Raw genomic sequence first — 16955 nt, forward strand, 5'->3', positions numbered from 1 at the left:
AATTATTGGGCCCACGAATAGGGCAGTAATACGGTGTCTAATAAAAATGAGAGGGGCAAATCTAAGATTGGCAATCCCCATTGTTGAGCCATTTCAAGATCATAAGCAGCCCCTGCATAGGCGGTATATTTTTCTGTTGGATCGATAAGTTTAATCACGGAACCACAACCAGATAAAGCGATAAGTGCGGTCAAAAAAATAAAGATTTTTATCATCGTGCTTTTAACGCATTAAACACAGGCACAGGAACTAGCTCAGCGACATCACCGCCATGCAAATAAATTTCACGCACAATGGTGGAAGAAACAAACGCCCATTTTTCTGCTGGTGGGAAAAACAGACTGTCTACGCCTTTTGTGAGTAAACGATTCAGTGCCGCCAATTGAAGTTCATATTCAAAATCTGTTGTTGTGCGTACGCCGCGAATAATTGCGGAAATATTATGCTGCTTAATCACATTGGCCAACAAATCAGAAAAGCCAAACACCTCCACATTGGATAAATGCGCAACAGATTGACGCACAAGTTCTACGCGTTCATCCAAAGAAAATAGTGGCTTTTTGCTTGGACTATTTGCCACCGCCACTAAAACACGAGGAAAAATTATCGCACTTCTTTCAATAATGTCTAAATGACCGTTCGTAATCGGGTCAAAAGTACCGGGATAAATCACGCTCGTCATACATTGCACTCCAAATAAGGTTTTAATAAATCTAACAAACGCTGTAATGCCCCTCGGTTTTCCATCAGTACCTCATAGCCAGCATTACCTAAACGTTCGCGGGCTTCTTTTGAATTTAATAAGGCCTCTACCGCACGTTCTAAGGCATCTGCTGTTGAATTAACTTCCAACACACCTTGTACTTCCACCAGCATTCGGAATATCTCAGGGAAATTGAAAGTATGCTTGCCGGTAATCACTGGCATCTTGAATGCAAGAGGTTCCAGTGGATTATGTCCACCATGTTTCACAAGGCTTCCACCCACAAAAGCAATATCAGAAACGCCATACATCAACATAAGTTCACCCATGCTGTCGCCAAAAATCACTTGAGTATTCTCATTTGGTAACTCATTTGTAGAACGGCAAATAAATTGGAATTTTTCCTTTTTAAGTAAATCAGCCACCACATTAAAACGCTCTGGATGGCGAGGAACGAGCAATAACAATAAATTTGGGTATTTTTCCAATAATTGGCGATGTGCTTGTAAGATAATTTGCTCTTCGCCTTCATGGGTACTCGCAGCAATCCAGATCGGACGATTTTTTACCCAAAGTGCTCGTAAAGCATCAATCTTTTCACGTAACTCATCAGTGATGGCAAGATCATATTTAATATTACCCGTCACCTTCAATTTATCTTTGCGATAACCTAAATCCAAATAACGATTACTGCTAATTTTGTCTTGAGGTGCAATTAAATCAATTTGTGAAAACATATTTTGCAAACGCGGTTTAATTTTTCCATAACGGCGCGCGGAACGAGCAGACAAGCGTGCATTTGCCACCACAAAAGGAATATCACAGCGAGAAAATTGTTGAATTAAATTTGGCCAAAGTTCGGTTTCAATCACAATACAAAGTTTTGGTTGAACAAAGTCAATAAAACGATTAATGGCGCAAGGTATATCGTAAGGTAAATAACAATGGAAAACGCTATCACCAAAAGCCGGTTTGACACGATCAGAACCCGTAGGGGTGACCGTAGTGAAAGTAATAGGTAAGTGCGGGTAATTTTGTTGGAGTTTTTGCACGAGTGGCGTAGCAGCAATAACCTCACCCACTGATGCCGCATGAATAACGATACCACCAGCCTTAGGCGGTGTCAGTGAGGCATAAAAACCATAACGCTCACCAAGCCTTTTTCGGTAATTCGGTGCCTTAAATCCGCGTAGCCACATAAAGAGCAGCACCAATGGTTGAATCAGATACATCAAGCTCGTATAAAAAAAACGCCACATAAATGAAATTCAGTTATACTTGAAAAAATTTCGGCTAGTATAGCAAAAAAAGGATTGAAAATATGCCTACAATTAGCGTTGCGATTATCGTAAAAAATGAAGCACAAGACCTCGCCAATTGCTTAGACACTGTAAAAGATTGGGTGGATGAAATTATTATTCTAGATTCTGGCAGCACAGATAATACTAAAGAAATTGCGCTCAGTTATGGGGCGAAATTCTATGAAAATAGCAACTGGCCTGGCTTTGGTAAACAACGCCAATTAGCCCAACAATATGTAACCAGTGATTATGTACTCTGGTTAGATGCAGACGAACGCGTTACGCCTAAACTACAACAGGCTATCTTAAGTGCGGTTAAAAATGATCGAGAAAATACCGTTTATGAAATTCCACGAGTGAGTGAAGTATTTGGACGTGAAATTCGCCATTCAGGCTGGTATCCCGATTATGTGGTTCGTCTCTATCGTACAAATTATGCGCAATATAACGATTCACTTGTACATGAAAAAGTGGAATTTCCAGCTAGGACAAAAGTAGAAAAATTGACAGGTGATTTAGAGCATTTCACTTATAAAAGCATTCATCATTATCTAGTGAAATCCGCGGGTTATGCAAAGGCCTGGGCAGACCAACGCCAAGCTAAAGGAAAAAAAGCCACACTTTGGCAAGGAATCACGCATGCGCTCGGTTGTTTTGTGAAGATGTATTTGTTAAAAGCGGGTTTTTTAGATGGCAAACAAGGATTTTTATTAGCGGTGTTATCGGCACATTCAACCTTTGTAAAATACGCCGATTTATGGGAGCGCGATCAGCATAAACACTAGCGAGTTTTGCAAGGACAATTATTTAAATGATCGTCCACTAACCCCATAGATTGCATAAACGCATAGCATGTGGTTTCGCCAACAAAGACGAAACCACGTTTTTTTAAGGCTTTAGAAAGTGCTTTAGATGCTTCTGTTTTAGCTGGTACAGTACGCAAATCAGGCACATCATTGACAATCGGTTTATGATTGACAAATGACCAAACAAAATCACTGAAATTTTCACCGCACTTTTCCATCTCCAAATAAGCTTTCGCATTTTTGACAATAGCCTCTAACTTGGCTCGATGGCGAATTAATCCTGCATTTTTCATACAAGCATCAATATCAAGTGCGGTCATTTTCGCAATTCTTTTCGGATCAAATTGATGAAAGGCTACGCGGTAAGATTCACGTTTTTTCAAAACCGTAATCCACGAAAGCCCCGCTTGCTGCCCTTCCAAACAAATTTTTTCAAATAGCTTTTGGCTGTCGAATTCAGGCTTACCCCATTCATTGTCATGATAATCAATATAAATAGGTTGTTCACCAACCCAAGGGCATCGAGTAATCATAACATCTCCTTTTTAAGCTGTTCATAAACTGCCACAAAATCTGGCATTACGCCTCGCCATAAATGGAAAGAATGTGCTGCTTGCGCGACCAGCATTCCAAAGCCATCGCTAACATTGGTTAAACCCAAACTTTTGCATAATGCAATAAATGGCGTGTCTGCGCCTTTCGCATATTGCATATCGTAAAAAGCTGAGCCTAATTTTAAAATTTCACCATTAACTGGGGCAGTTCCACCACTTAATCCAGCGGAAGTTGCATTAATCACCAAATCATAAGTTTGTAGCGGAATAGAATCCATTGAGGCCGCTTGAATATTGCCGTAAGGCTGAAATCTTTCGGCTAATTCTTTGGCTTTCGAAAAAGTGCGGTTGGCAAGGAGAATATTTTGTTGAGCTTGTAAAAGTGGCAATAATACGCCTTTTGTTGCTCCGCCTGCTCCTAGAATTAATATGCGTTGATTTGGATAAAGCCAATTCAAACGTTGTAAATCCATTACCAAACCAATCCCATCGGTATTATCCGCATAAAGTTTTCCATCATCGAGTTTTTTTAGCGTATTGCAGGCTTCCGCCAATTTTGCTCGTTGGCTATATTCGTCTGCCAGCTGGTAGGCACGTTCTTTAAAAGGCGAAGTAATATTGCAACCTTTCGCACCATCCTCAAAAAATCCTAAAAGCTGTTGTTCAAAAGCATCAAGATCACCTAATTTTGCAATGTATTCCATTGTTTGATGCGTTTGAGCTGCTAACTTATTTTGAATCAATGGGGATTTACTTTGCGCAATCGGATTGCCCCACACAGCATAAAAATCCATAAATTATCCCTGTCTAAAAAGTTGATTTGTGCGCAAGTCTCGAATTTCGGATGGATTGCACGCCCCGCCTATAGTTTCATCTAATACTGGAAAATTTGCACCGAATTGTGACCGCACTTCATCGGCGGTGCGGCAAGGTGGCTCACCAGTCAGATTTGCGCTAGTCGAAGTTAATGCAAACCCTGTGATTTCACACAAAGCTTTCACAGATGGGTGATCGCACAAACGTACCGCAATGCTATCAAATTTGCCTGTGAGAAAATGCGGGATTGTTGATTTTGCTGGCACAATCCAAGTAGTTGGGCGTTCATATTTGCCTTGCAGGCGAGAAAGCTGTTCATCGTTAATCAGCTCAAAATCGACAAAAGGACGGAAAAAATCTAAGCTAGGCGCGACCAAAATCAGCCCTTTTTCCACTGGGCGTTGCTTCAAATCAAGTAATTTTTTTACCGCACTTTCACTTTGTGGATTACAGCCCAAGCCAAATACAGCTTCAGTGGGATATGCAACCACTTGATTTTGTCGAAGCGCCTCGGCAATTTGTTCTCTATTCATTTCACTCTTTTACTTTTATTGCTCAAAAATATGACGGCAAGTTTTATTTGCACACTGGAAAATTTGTTTTTCCCCATCTTCACTTTTTAACAAAGAAAGTGGGAAATGGCACGTCGGGCAAGGCACGGTATAAGGCTTGGCAGGCAAAGAAAATTTACATTTAGGGAAATTATCACAGCCGTAAAAAATTTTTCCTTGGCGACCCCGACGAGAAATCAAATGCCCCGTTTTACATTCAGGACAAGCAATTTTTTCCTCAGACTCAGATTCTTCCCGCACCACAAAATCACATTCAGGATAATGGCTACAACCAATAAACATCCCAAAACTACCTTGTTTCAACTGCAATAAATTACCGCACTTCGGACAAATTTCATCAAGTGTTTTTAATACTTTATGTTCCGCCCATTGCAAAGGACGCAAATAATCACATTCAGGATAAGCAGAACAACCTAAAAACAGCCCTTTTTTGCCTTGTTTAATTTGCAAAGGCGCACCACATTGAGGGCAATATTCCTGTTGTTTGCTATGATGAAAAAGGCTTTGATTCATAATCTTTCCTTATGCTTGAAGTATTTCTTCCAATTCTTCCTGAGCGGTCATCCATTCCATTTCTACATCATCCAATGCTTTCTTCACATCCACTTGTTGTGCCAAAAGTGCGGTCAATTTTTCTTTATTTTCGGCACTATATAATTCAGCATCTGCCAGCTGATTTTCTATGTTCGCAAGCTCAGAAGAAAATTTATTCATTTTTTCTTCTAATTGCGTGATTTTTTTACGCAATGGCGCAGTTTGTTGGCGTAACTCTGCTTCACGGCGTTTTTGTTCCTTACGATTTTGAACCGAATTTTCATTATCACCAACTTTTTCTGAGCCTTTATTTTCAGGCGTGCTGTTTTGTTCACTCAGCCATTTTTGATAGTCTTCTAAATCGCCTTTGAATTCTTCCACTTTTTTATCGTGAACCAAGTAAAACTCTTCTACGGTATTGCGCAGTAAATGACGATCGTGAGACACCACCACCAAAGAACCTTCGTAATCCACCAGCGCTTCGGTTAATGCCTGGCGCATATCCAAATCCAAATGGTTAGTCGGTTCATCAAGTAATAACAAATTCGGGCGTTGCCAAACAATCAAAGCCAACACTAATCGAGCTTTTTCACCACCAGAAAAGGATTTCACTGCTTGATTTACTTTATCGCCATGGAACGCAAAACTGCCCAAATAATCTCGAACTTGTTGCTCCGTTTGCTCAGGAGCGAGTTTTTGCATATGCCAGAGAACGGATTCGTCTGCGCGCAAAGTATCTAATTGATGCTGGGCAAAATAGCCAAGTTGCACACCTTTTGCCAACTGCACTGTACCTGAAAGTGCGGTCAGTTCTCCCGCTAATAATTTAATTAAGGTTGATTTTCCCGCACCATTTTTCCCGAGTAAACCAATCCGCGAGCCGGGCACCAAATTCAGTTTAATTTTACCTAAAATTTCTACCGCACTTTCTCCACTACCATAGCCCGCACTCGCCTGCTCAATCATCACTAACGGATTCGGCAAGGATTGTGGTGGACGAAATTCAAAGGTAAAAGGATTATCCACATAAGCAGGTGCGATCAGTTCCATGCGCTCTAAGGCTTTCATACGGCTTTGAGCCTGTTTGGCTTTAGTGGCTTTGGCTTTAAAGCGATCAATATATTTTTGTAAATGGGAAATCTTTTGTTGTTGCTGACGATACATGGTTGTTTGTTGTGCCAGCTTGGTTGCCCGTTGCACTTCAAAGGAAGAATAATCGCCCGTGTATTCGTTGAACTTCTGATTTTCGATATGGAGGATTTTTGTCACAATCGGGTCGAGAAAATCACGGTCGTGAGAAATTAATACCAAGGTACCTTGATATTGCACTAGCCAACGCTCCAACCAAATAACCGCATCCAAATCCAAATGGTTCGTCGGTTCATCAAGTAATAATAAATCTGACGGACAAAGCAGAGCTTGTGCCAAATTCAAACGCATCCGCCAACCGCCCGAAAAAGCCTTCACTGGCTGGCTTGTTTCTTCCTGACTGAATCCTAAACCATGCAATAAAGAAGCTGCACGAGATTGAATTGTCCACGCATCCAAGGTTTCTAATTGCCCATGAATGCGCGCAATAGCGTTACCGTCATTGCGTTCATTTGCCAAATTAAGCTCTTGTTGTAAACGACAATATTCACGATCCCCTTGAATTACATAATCAATCGCTGAAATATCCAATGCAGGCGTTTCTTGATTCACCCAAGATACCCGCCAATTTGCTGGATAATTTACCTCACCGCCCTCTGGCGTTAATTCTTTTTTTAATAAGGCAAAAAGCGAAGATTTTCCACAACCATTCTTCCCCACTAAACCGACTTTTTGCTTGGGATTAATCGTAGCAGAAGCATTTTCGAGAAGCTCCGTTTGCCCTCGTTTTAAGGATAAGTTACTAAATACAATCATGAATAAAATTCTTAATTCAATATATTTTTACAATTTAAATTAATATTCTCTTTCTATTGGTAAATTTGCTTTCTCCCAGCCATCAAACCCACCAATAATACTAAACACATTTTCATAGCCTTGTTCCACTAGAAAGGTCGCTACATTTTTACTGCTCACGCCATGATAGCAACTCACAATAATGGGGGAGTCAAAATCTACTAACTCTTCAAATTGCAAAAAACTTTGATTTGTTAAATGAAAAGCACCTTTAGGATGCGAGTGGGTAAAGCGGGCATCATCGCGAATATCGGCTAACATCGCCCCCTGCTGGACCATTTCCCACGCTTGTTGTGGCGTAATTTCTTTAAATGACATTTATAAACTTCCTTTTACGTGCTGTTTGTACACACCATCAATCACAACAAGAATCATAGCGAGCACTAAACAAATAAAAAGCGGGTAACTTTCGGCGTCAATTTGTTCACCGATAAAAAACGATACGAAAATCATCATAATGGTTTCCACATAGCCAAGTAGCCCAAGCAAATTCATCGGTAACATGTTGCTGGCAATCACATAAGCAATCAATGCGGTGCCACTAATTAATCCAAGCAATACAAGCAGCCCCCAAATATTAGGGTTACTTTGTTCGACTACAGCGAAATCTGTTTGCAAGGCAAAATAAATGCTAATTGGGATTAGGCTCAACATCTCTAAACAAAAAGAAGCGAGATCGCTATTTTTTAATGCTTTTCGAACGGAAAAATAGGTGGTATAGCCAACACAAATCACAATGGCTTCCCAGGAAAGCCCGCCTTTTAGCACAATATTAGAAATTACACCCAATGCGGCAATTACGACTGCAATAAATTTGAACGTTGAAATACGTTCTTTAAAAATTAAGCGACCTGCCGCCACCATGACAATAGGCAAAAGCAAATAACCAAAAGACACGCTCAAAGAACTGCCATTATTCGGCGCCCAAAGAAAAAGCCACATTTGAAACCCCATCAATAAGCCGCAAAAAAGATAGGGCAATGCCAAGTGCGGTTGTTTTTTGATGAGTTTTAAGCGATGAATTAACACATTTTTCTGCTTAAACATAAATACGGAAAGGACAACAAAGGGAAACGTAAAAAGCATCCGATAACCGAAGATATCCGTGCCACTTAAAGGTTTGAGTAGCGTAGAAAAATAATACATATAGCCAAATAAAAATGAGGCAAGTAATGAAACGAGAACACCTTTAAACATAAGAAATCCTTATTCTAAACAGCCAATCATTCTATTCTAACATTGCCCAAAATGCACGGATTAAGGGTTGTTCGAGATTTCTTTTTTGGGTGCAAATAACCAATTCAAAAGGCTCAATAGGCTTATCGAGATTAAGTCTGGATATTTGGTTATTCATTGGGCTATTGTCAATTACCGCATCAGGCAACATCGCTAATCCGAATCCCAATCCAACCATCGGAACAATCCCTTCGTGCCCTGCAACGGTGGCATAAATTTTCGGATGTTTAATGTGTTTCTCCCGCAGCCATTGCTCAATCCGTTGCCGTGCATGCCCTTCAACAGGGAAAATAAAAGGCATTTGCTGCCAATTAATTGGTTTTTCTTGCAGTAATTGTGTCGCCAAACAAGCCACACGCGGTGCAATTAAAGATAAGCTAATATCATCAATTTTATGGAATACCACACTCGATGGCAGATTATTCGGCTTACCTGCAATAGCGAGGTCAACTTGTTGGGTTTGAATCAACTCTAATGCAAGCGCTGGATCACCCGTCGTCAGCTGAATTTCCACTTTAGGATAACGCTGGCGAAATTGTTTGAGTACCTGCGGAAGATGGCTATAAGATGCGGTTACAGAGCAAAAAAGTTTAATTTCACCACAAAGTTCATCAGATTCATCCTTGAGCTGTTGTTTAAATTGTTGCCAGTTTTGCCATTCTGTTTTAGCAAATTGCAAAAATTTCTCGCCATATTCAGTAAGTTTGACTTGGCGATTATCACGGATAAAAAGTGTTTTCCCTAGCTCGTCTTCCAACCGTTGAATTTGACGGGAAAGGGTGGAGGGGGACATGTGGTTTTGGGTGGCGGTTTTAGCGAAGTTTTGGGTTTCTGATAATTTGATGAATAAGTTGAGATCGTTGAAGTCCATAATGATATCTATTTTATTTGAGTCAGGGTTTCGCCTGACGGCGACCTACTTTTTCTTTGCTCGTGCAAAGCAAAAGTAGGCAAAAAGAAAACACGCCCTACTTTGCCTTACTTCCTGAAAAATTGGAAATTTGCTTAACGGAAATTTTCTGAACTCGCTACGCTCAAACAGACGAAAATTTCCTACAAATTTCCAATTTTTCAGGCGGCAAAGAAGGGAGCTAATTTGTTCTTTCTTCAATTTAAAATGCGGGTAAAATTTAGCGTATTTTAAAAAAATACCAGAAAACTAACCGCACTTTTTAATAACGCTCTGATATATTCTAATCCCCATATAAATCGCCTTTGCGACTTTCAATTTTCAGGCAATTTGCGTCTGTTTGAGCGTAGCGAGTTCAGCAAATTGCCGTTAAGAAAATTGAAACAAAGCAAAGAACTGCGATTTAATTGGGGCGTGTTTTCTTTGCCTACTTTCTTTTACACGAGTAAAAGAAAGTAGGTCTCTCATCGAGCGAAATACGATGCCAATCCACAAAAAAACAACATAATTGCACAAATCGCAACGTTACATTCCTATAATATCACTTTACGCAATCACAAAAAACTTTATAATCCCACCCACAACAAAAAAATATGCAAACACAACATCATACAATTATTCACCTTACACAATTAAGGACAACAAAATGGCTAACTATTTCAACACATTAAATTTACGTCAAAAATTAGACCAATTAGGTCGTTGTCGTTTTATGGATCGCGAAGAATTTGCAGATGAAGCAAACTTCTTAAAAGGCAAAAAAATCGTTATCGTGGGCTGTGGTGCGCAAGGCTTGAACCAAGGTTTGAATATGCGTGATTCTGGCTTAGATATTAGTTATGCCTTACGCCCTGAAGCGATTGCTGAAAAACGTGCATCATTCCAACGCGCAACTGAAAATGGTTTTAAAGTTGGTACTTATGAAGAATTAATTCCAACTGCAGATTTAGTCGTAAACTTAACACCAGACAAACAACACTCTAAAGTAGTTGCTGATGTGATGCCTTTAATGAAAAAAGACTCTGCATTTGGTTATTCACACGGTTTCAACATTGTTGAAGTAGGCGAAGAAATCCGTAAAGACATTACGGTTGTGATGGTTGCGCCAAAATGTCCGGGTACTGAAGTACGTGAAGAATACAAACGTGGTTTCGGTGTGCCAACATTAATCGCAGTCCACCCTGAAAATGACCCGAAAGGTGAAGGCATGGCGATCGCAAAAGCATGGGCTGCTGCAACTGGCGGTCATAAAGCGGGTGTTTTAGAATCTTCATTCGTTGCAGAAGTAAAATCTGACTTAATGGGTGAGCAAACTATCCTTTGCGGTATGTTACAGGCAGGTTCTATCGTATGTTATGACAAATTAGTGGCAGACGGTAAAGATCCAGCATACGCAGGTAAATTAATCCAATACGGTTGGGAAACCATTACCGAGGCATTAAAACAAGGTGGTATCACATTAATGATGGATCGCCTATCAAACAGCGCAAAATTACGTGCATTTGAACTTGCTGAACAAATCAAAGAAAGCCTTGGTTTCTTATACTACAAACACATGGATGACATCATTAGCGGTCACTTCTCTGCAACAATGATGGGTGACTGGGCAAATGGCGACAAAGACTTATTCGCATGGCGTGAAGCAACAGGTAAAACAGCCTTTGAAAATGCACCAAAATATGATGGCAAAATTAGCGAACAAGAATACTTTGATAACGGCGTATTAATGATCGCAATGGTGAAAGCCGGAGTAGAATTAGCTTTTGAAGCAATGGTTGCAAGCGGTATTTATGAAGAATCAGCTTACTACGAATCACTTCACGAATTGCCATTAATTGCGAACACCATAGCACGTAAACGCTTATACGAAATGAACGTGGTAATTTCTGATACTGCAGAATATGGTAACTACTTATTCTCTAACGTAGCGACTCCAATTCTTGCAAAAGAAATTATCCCTAACCTTCAAAAAGGTGACTTGGGCGAGCCTACTCCAGCAGTGGAAATCGATAACATTACCTTACGCGATGTAAACGATGCAATTCGTAACCATCCTGTTGAATTAATCGGTCAAGAATTACGTGGTTATATGACGGATATGAAACGTATCGCAGTTGCAGGTTAGTACTGAATTAAACCAAATAATAATCCGCACGTAAAAAGTGCGGATTGTTATTTTTAGAAGCAATTAGCAATCTTGTTTGCCATAAGCATCTTGGCGAAGAATGTGACGAACACCTTCATCAAATTCTGCTAATACGCGATCTGCATCCTGTGGGTCGGTGCCGCGTGCATCTAAGTAGAATTTAATTTTTGGTTCAGTACCAGAAGGACGAGCAATTAAGCGTCCGCCATTTTCCAAGTTAAATACAAGGATATCGCTTTGACGATCTGTTTTAGTATGATCGATAAATTGTGCCACCTTCACGCCAGCGATTTCTGCTGGTGGATTGTTACGAAGTGATGTCATTAATTTTCCGATTTCTGAAAGATCGCTGACTCGAATAGAGATTTGTCCACTCACATAAGCACCAAATTCTTTGGTAAATTCATCAGCATAATCCGCTAAAGTTTTGCCTTGTTTTTTCAAGTTACGCACAAGATCTAAGAACACGATTGCTGCAGAAATACCGTCCTTATCACGTACTTTGTCTGGATCTACTAAATAGCCCAATGCTTCTTCAAAACCAAACAATAAGCCAGATACTTTACCGATATATTTGAAACCAGTTAAGGTTTCTTCTGATTGGAAACCGTATTTTTTCGCAATTTCAGCGAGTGCAGGAGAAGAAACAAGCGAGCAAGCCAATGTGCCTTGTTTGCCTTGATATTGTTTTGCTAAGTACCACCCTAAGAAACAGCCGACCACGTTGCCGTGTAGTGATTTCCAGTTGCCTTGCGCATCAGGCACAGCAACAGCTAAACGGTCTGCATCTGGGTCATTAGCAATGATAAATTCAGCATTCTTTTCTTTTGCCACTTTAATTGCTAAATCTAATGCGCCTTTTTCTTCTGGATTTGGGAAATTCACAGTTGGGAATGTGCCATCTGGCCAAACTTGATCTGCTACTACGTGAGGTTGTGGTAAGCCTGCTTTTGCTAGCGTTTTACTTAAAACTTCATAGCCAACACCGTGCATAGCGGTATAAACATAGTTAATGTCGCAAGCTGGCTCTTTAGCTAATGATGCGGTTTTTGCAATGTACGCATCTACCACTTCATCATTTAACACCACATAATTATCGCTACGTGGTAAATCTTGGATATTGCCAGCCGCAACTTTATCAATTAATGCTGCGATATCTTTATCCGCCGGTGAAACGATTTGACCGCCGCCATTTGCTTTACCTAAATACACTTTATAGCCGTTATCTTCTGGTGGGTTGTGGCTTGCGGTTACCATTACACCTGCAGTGGTATCAAAATATTGGATAGCATAAGCTAAAACTGGCGTAGGTAATTTGCGTGGAAGTAAGTAGGCTTTTACGCCTGCGCCCGCCATAATTTCAGCGGTGTCACGGGCAAAAACATCGGAGTTTTTACGGCCATCGTAACCAATTACGATAGAAGGTTCTTTGTCGTAACCTTTTAAATATTCCGCTAAACCGCCAGCAGCTTGAGAAACTAAAACTCGGTTCATCCCCATTGAACCAGCTTGTAAACGGCCACGTAAACCAGCCGTACCAAATTGTAAGCGACCATCAAAACGTGCGTGCAATTCTGCTTCTGCCGCTTTATCTCCGCCTTTTACCGCATCTAAAAGTGCGGTTAATTCTGCACGAGTTTCTGCGTCAGGATCTTGGTTTAACCAATTTTGCGCTACATGAAAAAGAGTTGTCATAGGATCATCCTTATTTTCTTGAAATAAATAAATCGCTGCTAGACTAGCCGAAATCACCCAAAATGGGAACGGATAATTATTAAAATTTTGATCTACTTAACATTTTTTATTCACGCAATCGGTTATCCGAGCTAATTAGGAAAGCCATTTGTTGCATAGGCATTTATTTGAAAAATTCGCTATAATACCGACTCAATATTTACGGCAAAATTTAACCGCACTTTAAGGATTTTCAATGTCATCCCAGCCTCGTTTCGTCCATCTTCGCACGCACACTGATTTCTCGATGATCGACAGTATCGTCAAAGTGAAACCTCTCGTGAAAGCTTGTGCTGCCAATGAAATGGTCGCGATGGGATTAACGGATTTTACTAATTTTTGCGGTGTGGTGCGTTTTTATGGCGAAATGCTTTCTTCGGGTATGAAGCCAATTATCGGTGCAGATGTAAAAGTAAAAAGTACATTGTGTGGCGATGAATACTTTGATCTTACTTTGCTGGCTAAAAATAATGAAGGCTATAAAAATATTACTTTATTGTTATCAAAGGCTTATCAACGAGGTTATAACTATTTACCTTATATTGATCAAGATTGGTTAATTGAACATCGCGAGGGCGTGATTATTTTGTCAGGGGGGACGCAAGGCGATGTAGGTAAAAAATTGTTGAAAGAAAACGTAGCCGAAATTGAAAGTGCGGTCGCTTTTTACCAAGAATTTTTTGCCGATCATTTTTATTTGGCATTAAGTCGTACTGGTCGCCCCAATGAAGAACGTTATATTCAAGCAGCTTTGAAATTATCAAAACGTTGTAATTTACCACTAGTCGCAACTAATGATGTGATGTTTTTGAATGCAGAGGATTTTGAAGCCCACGAAATTCGCGTAGCGATTCACGATGGCTATACTTTAGACGATCCTAAACGTCCAAAACATTATACCCCACAACAATATTTCCGCAGCGAAGACGAAATGTGCAAGTTATTCGCTGACATTCCTTCCGCTCTCGAAAATACCTTATTAATTGCGCAGCGTTGTAGTGTCACTTTGCGCCTTGGTCAATATTTCTTACCTCAATTCCCGACGGGAGATTTAAGTACAGAAGATTTCTTGGTGCAAAAAGCAAAAGAAGGTTTGGAAGAACGCTTAGCTTTTTTATTCCCCGATGAAAAAGTGCGGTTAGAAAAAAGACCAAAATATGATGAACGCTTGCAAGTTGAGTTGGATGTGATTAACCAAATGGGATTCCCAGGTTATTTTTTGATCGTAATGGAATTTATTCAGTGGTCGAAAGATAACGACATTCCTGTTGGGCCGGGTCGTGGTTCTGGTGCTGGTTCATTAGTAGCTTACGCATTAAAAATCACGGATTTAGATCCGCTAGAGTTTGATTTGCTTTTTGAACGTTTCTTAAATCCAGAACGTGTGTCTATGCCCGATTTCGACGTGGATTTCTGTATGGATGGTCGAGACCGAGTGATTGAGCACGTTGCTGAAACCTACGGTCGTGGCGCGGTATCACAAATTATCACCTTTGGAACCATGGCGGCGAAAGCGGTTATTCGTGATGTGGGGCGCGTATTGGGGCATCCGTATGGTTTCGTTGATCGTATTTCTAAATTGATTCCGCCAGATCCGGGTATGACGCTTGCGAAAGCATTTGAAGCCGAGCCACAATTACAGACCGCCTACGACAGTGATGAAGAAGTGCAAGCATTGATTGATATGGCGCGCAAGCTGGAAGGCGTGACGCGTAATGCAGGTAAACATGCTGGTGGCGTGGTCATTTCGCCAACTTTAATTACTGATTTTGCACCGCTCTATTGTGATAATGAAGGCTTACATCCAGTTACTCACTTTGATAAAAATGATGTGGAATATGCGGGGCTTGTGAAATTCGACTTCCTAGGATTGCGTACTCTCACCATCATCAAATGGGCATTAGATATGATTAATGCTCGTATGGTGCGTGAAGGCAAGCCTAGAGTAGATATTGCTGCCATTCCACTTGATGATCCTGAATCTTTTGAATTACTTAAACGTTCTGAAACCACCGCTGTGTTCCAGTTGGAATCGCGTGGTATGAAGGATTTGATTAAGCGCCTGCAACCTGACTGTTTTGAAGATATCATCGCGTTGGTGGCATTGTTCCGTCCTGGCCCGTTGCAATCAGGCATGGTGGATAACTTTATTGACCGTAAACATGGGCGAGAAGAAGTCTCTTACCCTGACGCAGAATATCAACATGAAAGCTTGAAACCTATTCTTGAGCCGACTTACGGTATTATTTTGTATCAAGAACAAGTGATGCAAATTGCGCAGGTGTTGGCTGGCTATACGCTGGGTGGGGCTGATTTATTGCGTCGTGCAATGGGTAAGAAAAAGCCAGAGGAAATGGCAAAACAGCGTTCTGTATTTAAAGAAGGTGCGGAGAAAAACGGCGTAGATGGCGAGCTATCCATGAAGATTTTCGACTTGGTGGAAAAATTTGCTGGCTATGGTTTTAATAAATCTCACTCCGCTGCTTATGCCTTGGTGTCTTACCAAACCCTTTGGCTCAAAACCCATTTCCCTGCAGAATTTATGGCAGCGGTAATGACATCTGAAATGGATAACACGGATAAAATCGTAGGTTTGTACGACGAATGTTTACGTATGGGCTTAAAAGTAACGCCACCAGATATTAATATCGGCAAACACCATTTTAGCGTCAATGAACAAGGTGATATTGTATATGGTATTGGCGCGATTAAAGGTGTGGGGGAAGGCCCGATTGAAGCACTTGTTACGGCAAGAAATGAAGGGGGGATTTTCAAAGATTTATTTGATTTATGCGCTCGTGTAGATTTGAAAAAAATTAACCGCCGTACCTTTGAAAGTCTAATCATGTCAGGTGCGTTTGATAAATTAGGCCCACATCGAGCCGCACTTTCTAAGAATTTAGAAGATGCGCTTAGAGCGTCCGATCAGCATGCGAAAGATGAAGCAATGGGGCAAACGGATATGTTCGGCGTGCTGACTGAAACCCATGAGGACGTGGAAAATGCCTATGCCAATACACCACCTTACACTGAAAAACAAATTCTTGATGGCGAACGAGAAACCTTGGGGCTTTATTTAAGCAGCCATCCTGTTAGCCGTTATTTAAAAGAACTTTCCCATTACACATCGACGCGGTTGAAAGATCTTGCACCAAATCGCCGTGGACAAATTAGTACTGTGGCGGGGTTATTGATCGCATCACGAATTGCAATCACAAAAAAAGGCAACCGCTTAGGCATTGCTACATTAGACGATCGTTCTGGTCGCTTAGATTTAACATTATTTGGTGAAAGTCTAGAACAATTTGGTGAGAAATTACAAAAAGATACGGTGATTGTTGCTTCAGGGCAAGTGAGCTTTGATGATTTCTCAGGTGGCTTAAAAATGACGGTGCGAGAGTTAATGACCTTAGATGAGGCTCGTTCTCGTTATGTCAAATCCTTAGCTATCAGCCTTTCTGAGCATCAAATTACACCAAGTTTCATTAAACAACTTAAAGCATTACTTGAGCCTGTTAGTGGTGGAACGTTGCCGATTAACGTGTATTATCAAAGTCCGAAAGGTCGTGCGTTGTTACGTTTGGGCGTGCAATGGTCGATCATTCCAACAGATGAAATTCTGACGGAATTGGTGAATTTACTTGGCGAAAGTGCTGTGGAATTAGAGTTTGAATAATACAAAGGCGTGAAAAATATCAC

General features: G+C 40.7%; 15 protein-coding genes. 3 read left to right on the plus strand and 12 right to left on the minus strand.

Translation table 11 applies throughout. The features are described 5' to 3' along the window. Positions 1–2: 2 nt before the first annotated feature. Genes AAX15_RS06235 through waaA form a run of 3 tightly spaced genes read right to left on the minus strand, consistent with a single transcriptional unit; the run spans position 3 to position 1962 of the window. Entirely contained in the window at positions 3–215 is a 213-nt protein-coding gene (locus AAX15_RS06235; protein ID WP_046939581.1) for a YceK/YidQ family lipoprotein, read from the minus strand. After that, positions 212–682: a pantetheine-phosphate adenylyltransferase gene (coaD, locus tag AAX15_RS06240; protein WP_046939582.1), complete on the minus strand. Its 471-nt coding sequence runs from the start codon at positions 680–682 to the stop codon at positions 212–214. Before coaD ends, AAX15_RS06235 begins: the two co-directional genes overlap by 4 nt. Next, positions 679–1962, minus strand: a complete 1284-nt coding sequence (gene waaA / locus AAX15_RS06245) for a lipid IV(A) 3-deoxy-D-manno-octulosonic acid transferase (protein ID WP_046939583.1) — start codon at positions 1960–1962, stop codon at positions 679–681. The genes coaD and waaA overlap by 4 nt, the downstream gene beginning before the upstream one ends. A gap of 62 nt (positions 1963–2024) precedes the next feature. Here waaA and AAX15_RS06250 point away from each other — a divergent pair, with 62 nt between their 5' ends. Next, positions 2025–2789, plus strand: coding sequence for a glycosyltransferase family 2 protein (locus AAX15_RS06250; RefSeq protein WP_046939584.1), 765 nt, complete (start codon positions 2025–2027; stop codon positions 2787–2789). Here AAX15_RS06250 and AAX15_RS06255 read toward each other — a convergent pair. From AAX15_RS06255 to ilvY, 8 genes are read right to left on the minus strand one after another with little or no spacing between them, the layout of a single operon-like run. Next, positions 2786–3343, minus strand: coding sequence for a DNA-3-methyladenine glycosylase I (locus tag AAX15_RS06255; RefSeq protein ID WP_046939585.1), 558 nt, complete (start codon positions 3341–3343; stop codon positions 2786–2788). The two genes, AAX15_RS06250 and AAX15_RS06255, sit on opposite strands and share 4 nt — an antisense overlap. Further along, entirely contained in the window at positions 3340–4158 is an 819-nt protein-coding gene (gene aroE, locus AAX15_RS06260) for a shikimate dehydrogenase (RefSeq protein WP_046939586.1), read from the minus strand. The genes AAX15_RS06255 and aroE overlap by 4 nt, the downstream gene beginning before the upstream one ends. A gap of 3 nt (positions 4159–4161) precedes the next feature. Further along, positions 4162–4713 carry an L-threonylcarbamoyladenylate synthase type 1 TsaC gene (locus AAX15_RS06265; RefSeq protein ID WP_046939587.1) on the minus strand — a complete coding sequence of 184 codons (552 nt, stop codon included), beginning with the start codon at positions 4711–4713 and terminating at the stop codon, positions 4162–4164. A 15-nt stretch (positions 4714–4728) separates the two neighbouring features. Further along, on the minus strand, positions 4729–5265 hold the full coding sequence (locus AAX15_RS06270) for a DNA topoisomerase family protein (RefSeq protein WP_046939588.1): 537 nt from the start codon (positions 5263–5265) through the stop codon (positions 4729–4731). A 9-nt stretch (positions 5266–5274) separates the two neighbouring features. Beyond that, a complete protein-coding gene (locus tag AAX15_RS06275; protein WP_046939589.1) occupies positions 5275–7191 on the minus strand; it encodes an ABC transporter ATP-binding protein in 1917 nt (638 codons plus the stop codon). 39 nt (positions 7192–7230) lie between these two features. Beyond that, complete coding sequence (gene glpE / locus AAX15_RS06280; protein WP_046939590.1) at positions 7231–7548, minus strand: thiosulfate sulfurtransferase GlpE; 318 nt, start codon at positions 7546–7548, stop codon at positions 7231–7233. Then, positions 7549–8427: an EamA family transporter RarD gene (rarD, locus tag AAX15_RS06285; protein ID WP_046939591.1), complete on the minus strand. Its 879-nt coding sequence runs from the start codon at positions 8425–8427 to the stop codon at positions 7549–7551. It abuts the gene before it with no gap. 31 nt (positions 8428–8458) lie between these two features. Beyond that, complete coding sequence (gene ilvY, locus AAX15_RS06290; protein WP_046939592.1) at positions 8459–9337, minus strand: HTH-type transcriptional activator IlvY; 879 nt, start codon at positions 9335–9337, stop codon at positions 8459–8461. Positions 9338–10022: 685 nt separating this feature from the next. Here ilvY and ilvC point away from each other — a divergent pair. Then, entirely contained in the window at positions 10023–11501 is a 1479-nt protein-coding gene (gene ilvC / locus AAX15_RS06295) for a ketol-acid reductoisomerase (RefSeq protein WP_046939593.1), read from the plus strand. Positions 11502–11564: 63 nt separating this feature from the next. Here the strand turns inward: ilvC and AAX15_RS06300 are convergent, their stop codons facing one another. Then, positions 11565–13217, minus strand: coding sequence for a phospho-sugar mutase (locus AAX15_RS06300; RefSeq protein WP_046939594.1), 1653 nt, complete (start codon positions 13215–13217; stop codon positions 11565–11567). 235 nt (positions 13218–13452) lie between these two features. Between AAX15_RS06300 and dnaE the strand changes: the two genes are divergently transcribed. Further along, positions 13453–16932, plus strand: coding sequence for a DNA polymerase III subunit alpha (gene dnaE, locus AAX15_RS06305; RefSeq protein WP_046939595.1), 3480 nt, complete (start codon positions 13453–13455; stop codon positions 16930–16932). Positions 16933–16955 lie beyond the last annotated feature (23 nt).

The sequence above is a fragment of the Haemophilus haemolyticus genome (assembly GCF_001008275.1).
Classification (GTDB): Bacteria; Pseudomonadota; Gammaproteobacteria; order Enterobacterales; family Pasteurellaceae; genus Haemophilus; species Haemophilus haemolyticus_P.

Bases quoted from the DNA above. Each gene is read 5' to 3' on its own strand.
- coaD (WP_046939582.1), bottom strand. From the start codon at position 682: ATGACGAGCGTGATTTATCCCGGTACTTTTGACCCGATTACGAACGGT.
- aroE (WP_046939586.1), bottom strand. From the start codon at position 4,158: ATGGATTTTTATGCTGTGTGGGGCAATCCGATTGCGCAAAGTAAATCC.
- rarD (WP_046939591.1), bottom strand. From the start codon at position 8,427: ATGTTTAAAGGTGTTCTCGTTTCATTACTTGCCTCATTTTTATTTGGC.
- AAX15_RS06275 (WP_046939589.1), bottom strand. From the start codon at position 7,191: ATGATTGTATTTAGTAACTTATCCTTAAAACGAGGGCAAACGGAGCTT.
- AAX15_RS06255 (WP_046939585.1), bottom strand. From the start codon at position 3,343: ATGATTACTCGATGCCCTTGGGTTGGTGAACAACCTATTTATATTGAT.
- dnaE (WP_046939595.1), top strand. From the start codon at position 13,453: ATGTCATCCCAGCCTCGTTTCGTCCATCTTCGCACGCACACTGATTTC.
- ilvY (WP_046939592.1), bottom strand. From the start codon at position 9,337: ATGGACTTCAACGATCTCAACTTATTCATCAAATTATCAGAAACCCAA.
- AAX15_RS06265 (WP_046939587.1), bottom strand. From the start codon at position 4,713: ATGAATAGAGAACAAATTGCCGAGGCGCTTCGACAAAATCAAGTGGTT.
- AAX15_RS06250 (WP_046939584.1), top strand. From the start codon at position 2,025: ATGCCTACAATTAGCGTTGCGATTATCGTAAAAAATGAAGCACAAGAC.
- AAX15_RS06300 (WP_046939594.1), bottom strand. From the start codon at position 13,217: ATGACAACTCTTTTTCATGTAGCGCAAAATTGGTTAAACCAAGATCCT.
- AAX15_RS06270 (WP_046939588.1), bottom strand. From the start codon at position 5,265: ATGAATCAAAGCCTTTTTCATCATAGCAAACAACAGGAATATTGCCCT.
- ilvC (WP_046939593.1), top strand. From the start codon at position 10,023: ATGGCTAACTATTTCAACACATTAAATTTACGTCAAAAATTAGACCAA.
- waaA (WP_046939583.1), bottom strand. From the start codon at position 1,962: ATGTGGCGTTTTTTTTATACGAGCTTGATGTATCTGATTCAACCATTG.
- glpE (WP_046939590.1), bottom strand. From the start codon at position 7,548: ATGTCATTTAAAGAAATTACGCCACAACAAGCGTGGGAAATGGTCCAG.
- AAX15_RS06235 (WP_046939581.1), bottom strand. From the start codon at position 215: ATGATAAAAATCTTTATTTTTTTGACCGCACTTATCGCTTTATCTGGT.